5 protein-coding genes are annotated in these 6413 nt (G+C 38.0%); all 5 read left to right on the forward strand.

The window, feature by feature from the left end:
* Positions 1-115 precede the first annotated feature (115 nt).
* The gene (locus HMPREF0848_RS00415) at positions 116-1039 is read left to right on the forward strand and encodes a helix-turn-helix domain-containing protein (RefSeq protein ID WP_008533917.1); all 924 of its coding nucleotides are present in this window, start codon (positions 116-118) and stop codon (positions 1037-1039) included.
* A 160-nt stretch (positions 1040-1199) separates the two neighbouring features.
* On the forward strand, positions 1200-3002 hold the full coding sequence (locus HMPREF0848_RS10230; RefSeq protein ID WP_008533918.1) for an SH3 domain-containing protein: 1803 nt from the start codon (positions 1200-1202) through the stop codon (positions 3000-3002).
* Positions 3003-3013: 11 nt separating this feature from the next.
* Positions 3014-3706 carry a DUF6287 domain-containing protein gene (locus HMPREF0848_RS00425; RefSeq protein WP_008533919.1) on the forward strand — a complete coding sequence of 231 codons (693 nt, stop codon included), beginning with the start codon at positions 3014-3016 and terminating at the stop codon, positions 3704-3706.
* A 196-nt stretch (positions 3707-3902) separates the two neighbouring features.
* On the forward strand, positions 3903-4070 hold the full coding sequence (locus tag HMPREF0848_RS10775) for a hypothetical protein (protein ID WP_021145921.1): 168 nt from the start codon (positions 3903-3905) through the stop codon (positions 4068-4070).
* 286 nt (positions 4071-4356) lie between these two features.
* The coding region (locus HMPREF0848_RS00435; protein ID WP_037609100.1) for an SH3 domain-containing protein at positions 4357-6413 on the forward strand (2057 nt) is incomplete at its 3' end.

The following is a 6413-nucleotide window of genomic DNA, read 5'->3' on the forward strand; positions in this document are numbered from 1 at the left end:
AGTGGTATTGAAAGTGATGATTATTTTCATTTCAAAATTGAAATAGTGAATATTGAGTGATATACTATTACAAATCATAAAAATTATAATAGTTTCAAGTAATAGGGAGCTAGCGATGTTTGAACAATACTTCGGTCATCGGTTAAGAGAGTTGAGATTAGCACAAGGACTAACTAAAGAAAAATTTTGTGAAGGGGATGAGGTTTTATCAGTACGGCAATTGACACGTATAGAAACAGGGAAGTCTCAACCTAAATTAGAGACCTTAGAGCACTTGGCAAGACGTCTGAATATATCTTTATCGGAATTGCTTGGAGAGAGGGCTATAGGCTCAAAGTTGCCGGTAGAATACCTCAATCTCAAATATCAATTGATGCATGCGACTAGTCTAGATAAGCCAAATAACCTAATGAAACTAGACGAAAAGCTGGGTAAAATTATTGATATCTATTATGATGATTTGCCAGCTGATGAACAGAGGGTTGTTGATATCTTACAGTCAAAACTTTACTCATATACTTCAAAGACACACCAAAAATTTGGCATGAGCATATTGGAGAAGAGTTTATCATCATTATGTGAGAAAAGGGTATACACTATCAATGATCTACTACTTATAGAACTATATCAAATTTCGTTAGGAGATGGTGATAGTATGCGGTCAGATGGGTTTAGTGAAGGGACTTTTTATGCCATTTGTAGAAATCTTATAAATAGTTATGATAATATTCCCACGGAGTATTTATTTTTACTTAGGGATGCCTTATTAATGGTTCCAATAGTTGAATATGAACGAAAAAAGTTTCATTTATCGGAGATAGCATTCAATCAACTGCATCGTATTATGGAGGAAACTCAAGATTATCAGAAAAAACCAATTTTGAGAATGCTAGAGGGACAGTACCTATATGTTGTAAAGAATGATATTTTTGAGGCTAAAAAGGCCTACCAAGAAGGGATAATCTTGGCTAGATTATTAGGAGATACCTCTTTAGCAGATATCATATCAGAGAAAATGAGAGATGTCATGAAAGAATAGAGCAGGACATACGTGTCCTGTTCTTTTTTTCTAATATGCAGTATATTATATTCATAAAGCGAATTGAAGAATAGAAATTTGAGTGCATTATTTTCTTTGGGGATTTTAGGAATTTACACTTGTCATAAAATTTATTTAAAATACACAAAGGAGATTTATTATGAAATACTCAAATAACAAACTAACCCGCTATTCAATTCGAAAATATTCTATTGGTGTAGCATCTGTTCTAATAGGATTTTTCTTTATGGGAGTATCAGCATCTGCTGATCAAGTGACAGAAGCGAACGCTGTCGCCCCATCAAGTCTTGTTACAGAAAAATCTGATGCTACAGTGGCTTCTACAAATACAGAAATTGGAAAATCTACAGAAGTAGTACAAGTTAATACTCCAGAAGTTCCTTTAGGAAGCCCAAATGAAATGAGGGATGAAGTAAAACCTGATACAATCAAAAAATCTGAGTTAAGTATTTCCGAGTTAGACACAAGTAATAAAGTCTCAGAAAACAGTACTACATCTGTGTTAGAGACAAAGGATGAAAAAGAGACACCCAAAGTGGTGGCTGAGGATAAAAAATCTGATACACTTGAACAAGTAGATCCTACTAACCCAGAAGGCAAGAAGACAGTTGGGTATGCTGCTGCGAATATTGATAAGCCAAAAACCTCCATTGTTAATGATGTGACACGGATTCGAGCCACCAAAAAAGATGGTAAGTACATTCATTCAACAAATATTAATAATGTTTCATCTGGAGATGTTGCCTTGTTTTCAGCAGGTGGTGGTTCAATCGCACGTGGTGATGACTACCCTCAAAGATTCAAGAATGGTAGAATTTGGGTAGATGCAGATGATTGGGGACAGTATGTTAGGGAATGTACATCATTTGTAGCTTATCGCCTAAGTACAGTGAATGGATTTACAATTCCTTATGCTTATGGTGATGCAGGACAATGGGGATATCGAGCACGTAGTGAAGGTTACAGAGTAGATAATACTCCAGCATTGGGTTCAGTGGCTTGGTATGATAATCAATATCAACATGTTGCATGGGTATCTAATGTCATGGGGGATTACATTGAATTAGAAGAGTATAACTGGCATGATGATCATATTTATCATAGACAGGTAGTTAATAAAAATACTGTAACAGGATTTATTCACTTTAAGGATATTAATAGAGTGGTGGACGATTCTTCAAATCACCCATCACCTTCAGTAGATCAAGAAGTTCCAGAAAGTGGTGTCTATTATTTCAAAGGACGTGCTAGTATAAAATCAGAACCTAAAATGTCAAGCCCAGAACTTGCGTACTATGACGCAGGTCAAAGTGTAAACTATGATCGTAAATTGATTGCAGATGGTCATGAGTGGATTTCTTATCTATCTTACGCTGGAAATCGTCGTTATATCCCTATTCGTGAAATTGTAAATGTGACTAGTAGTCCAACGGGTACTATAAGAATTGTAAATAATGATTCTGAGACAGGAACATTTGATATTATCGTTTCCAATGTTTCAGACGTTAACGGAGTTCAAAAAGTATCGCTCCCAACATGGTCTGAAATTGATGGACAAGATGATATTATTTGGTACACTGCTACTCGTCAATCTGATGGAACTTATCGTCAACATGTAAACGTAAGTGATCATAAAAATTCAACAGGAGTTTATAATGTTCACTTGTATTATGTTGAAAATAGCGGTAAACTTGTTGGTGTTGGGGGGACTACTGTTAATGTGCAAAAGAATGAGGATACATATACTATCCCATCAAGTGGTGTTTATCGTTTCACACAACGAGTCAGTATAAAGTCAGAACCTAGTATGTCAAGCCCTGAATTAGCTTATTATGACGCTGGTAATACGGTTAATTATGATAGAGTATTGACTAATGAGGGACACACTTGGATTTCTTATCTCAGTTATAGTGGAAATCGCCGTTATATTGCTATTAATTAAGGAGAATTATTATGAAACCTGCTACAAAACGTTTCACAACTTTAACCGCACTCGCTTTAACTTCCGTTCTATTACTTGGTGCATGTGGTAATAACAAGAAGGAAGCCACATTAACATCGAGCTCTAGTAAGGTTAGTCAGAAAGTGAAATCGACAAAACCATCTTCAAAAGAAAAAGCGAAGAAGTCTGAGCAAAAGACAAAATCTTCTAGTTCAGAAGAAGTCTCAAAAGCAACCTCTGGAGAAAAGGATTCACAACCATCAGCCGGAAATGTTGCTGGATCTGCTCAACAAGAAGTTGCCCCAACAAATCCTAGTGAAGAAACAGCTGGAGTAAATCAAGGAACTACGACAGAACAACCAGCTACTTCAGCGGAACAAACACCAGCTACCACAGCGGTTGATGCTACTGCAATGGCTAATGGTGATTTCTCTAGTGTTGCTGGTACCTATCAAAATGACTTAGGAGACACAATTACAGTATCCCCATCTGGTAGTGTAACCCGTGTTGGTGCTGAAAGTGGTTATAGTGATACAAGTAGTCAGCTCTTTAATGGTTTTGCTCAAGATGGCGGTTATGTGGCAGGTTTTGCTCATAATGATGGACCAACCAGTGACCCAATTTTCTTTGATAGTAATGGACAGATTCGTTTTGGTTCTGATGCGATATATGGTCGGATGCATGTTTACAATAAATTAGATTGATGGTATTGTCCCTCAGTACTTAAGAAAAGGAAATAACAAGTAGTAGAAGGAGCATACTTTAAAAATGTCTCAAAAAGAACATGGAGAAGTGAGAAGTACTAGTGGTACCTTAAAGGGTACCTATCACTATTTGAATTCTCCCAGTCCTCATTTGTTTCCGTTTGTCTTTATTAGTAACGTAACAGATAGCCTTCAGATGTTTCGCGTTTGTAAGAATGGTAAGCCATTTGCCTTTCCATTACTTCTACCAAATCAATATAAAATTGTTTACATTAAGGATTTTCAAAATGTTAGCTCCTGTGATGAGATTACAGTGACTGAACATTTAGAGGAATACATCTATGATGAATCAGACTTAGACTAGAATGATATTTATAGTCAATTTAACTCGGAATGAATTGATTAATCTATTCAGATTTGCTTAATGTGTCAAGAAATTAGATGTAAGAAAAGTCCTTAGATATAGCTAAGGACTTTTCTTCATTATAATAGATAATAGTTATCGAAAAGATTGTCGATCAATTTTCTACAAAATAAAGTTTAGTAATATTAATGAAATACTTGTAAAATATTTTTAAAAGAAGTATACTATAGGCGTAAAAACGGTTCCATTATTTTATGAAACAGCCTAGAAAGTGAGAGTGATCAAAATGAGAAAGTCATTTGTTTTTAAGGAACGTCAACGTTACTCAATTCGTAAATATTCTTTTGGAGCTGCATCAGTCTTGATTGGTGCGAGCTTGTTGCTTGGTGGACATGCTTTGGCTCAGGAACAAGCCAATAACACAGATTCTATCACGGACTATGAAGTTACTGTAAATAATTCTGAAGCACCCCAAATTGACCAAACAACTTCAGAAGCTGTTACCGATGTCCTCAATCAACCAGCTTCAAGATCTGAAGCGCCAAGACCTAATCTTGTTAGCAGTGAAGTTGCTTCCTCTGAAGCTAGTAGTGTAGTGGCTAGCGAGGCTGCTTCTTTGGAAGTACCGGCAGAGGTTGTTCATTCTGCATCTGCTGAAGCCTCCGTTGTAAGTAGTGAAGTAGCTAGTGAAACCAACCGTTCAGCAACTTCAGAAGTAGCGGAAACCATAGGTAGTGACCGTGAAGCTGTGGATACTCCTCAACCTGGTGTGGATGGACCTGTGACTGCTGATGGTTCTCTTGATATTCCATCAAACGGTACCTATTATTTCCGTCGCAACACTGAAATTCGCACAGCGCCAATCATGGATATCAAACCTACCTTTGTCTTTAGTGCAGGCGACCATGTTATCTATGACAAGGTCTTGAAGAAAGATAATCACCAATGGATTTCTTACATTGGTTACGACTATGAACGCTACTATGCTGATATCGCAGCATTGAAGGCTGAAAACACTGGTAGCACCACTGAAGCAACTAGAGATGAAGCCATCCCTGAACGTGGTACTTATTACTTCACTAAAGTTGCAGATGTGAAGAACCAACCTAGCTTGACTGCCAAGACTGAGTTCAATTTTGATCCAGGTATGTCAGTCAACTACGATAGATCTTTGCTTGCGGACAATCACCGTTGGATTTCTTATACTTCGTACAGTGGTACTCGTCGTTATGTCGACCTAGGTGCTGTTGCAGAGGCTGTAGCTAAACCAAGAGGCGATATCGCTATTGAAAGCCATGATAATGGTGACTTTAGTGTGCTTATTAGTAATGTATCAGATCAAAACGGTATCCTTGGGGTATCTGTTCCAATCTGGTCTGAAAAGAATGGTCAAGATGATATCATCTGGTACAATGCGACTCGTCTTAACAACGGTAACTACAAGGTTAACGTCAGTCTGACTGACCACAAGAATGAACGTGGTCTCTACAATGTTCATCTTTACTATGTTGAAACTAATGGTAAATTGGTTGGTGTGGGGGGCACCACTTACACAGTTCCTGCCAAGGTTGAAGAAACTCATACAACAACTACTAGCTATAGCCTTCCTGATTCAGGAACTTATACCTTCAAAGAACGCTCTAGCATTAAGGCAGAACCTCTTGTAGCAAGTCCAGAGTTGGCTTACTACGATGCTGGTATGTCAGTCAACTACGACAAGATTGTCAGTGGTGATGGTTATCAATGGCTTTCTTACCTCAGCTACAATGGCAACCGCCGTTATGTAGCTGTGGCAAAACTTGCTCAACAAGAAAGCAAACCAAGCGGTACTATCAATATTGAAAATCTCTCTAACCTTGGTTTTGATGTTCATATCACCAATGTTTCTGGTGGCGACAAGGCTATCCAAGGCGTGAGTGTTCCAGTTTGGACAGCTAAGGACGGCCAAGACGATTTGGTATGGCACCAAGCTGACAGACAAAGTGATGGTAGCTACAAGGTTCGTATCAATATTAATGACCATAAGGCTGAAGCGGGTGAATACATTGTCCATCTCTACTATGTTCAAGATGGTAAGATGGTAGGTATCGGAGGCACTAGCACAACTGTTCCGGTTCAAAATGCAACTCGCCATAATCTTCCAGCTTCAGGTTCATATACCTTTACCGCTCGTACTGGAATTAAGACTCAACCTTTGGTAGCCAACCCAGATGTTAGCTACTACGATGCTGGCATGTCAGTCAACTATGACAAGGTTGTCAATAATGACGGCTATACATGGCTTTCTTATCTCAGCTATTCAGGAAATCGTTTCTATGTGGCTATTGCACCAACAAGTGTGAC

The organism is Streptococcus sp. C150, assembly GCF_000187445.1.
GTDB classification, from domain to species: Bacteria; Bacillota; Bacilli; order Lactobacillales; family Streptococcaceae; genus Streptococcus; species Streptococcus raffinosi.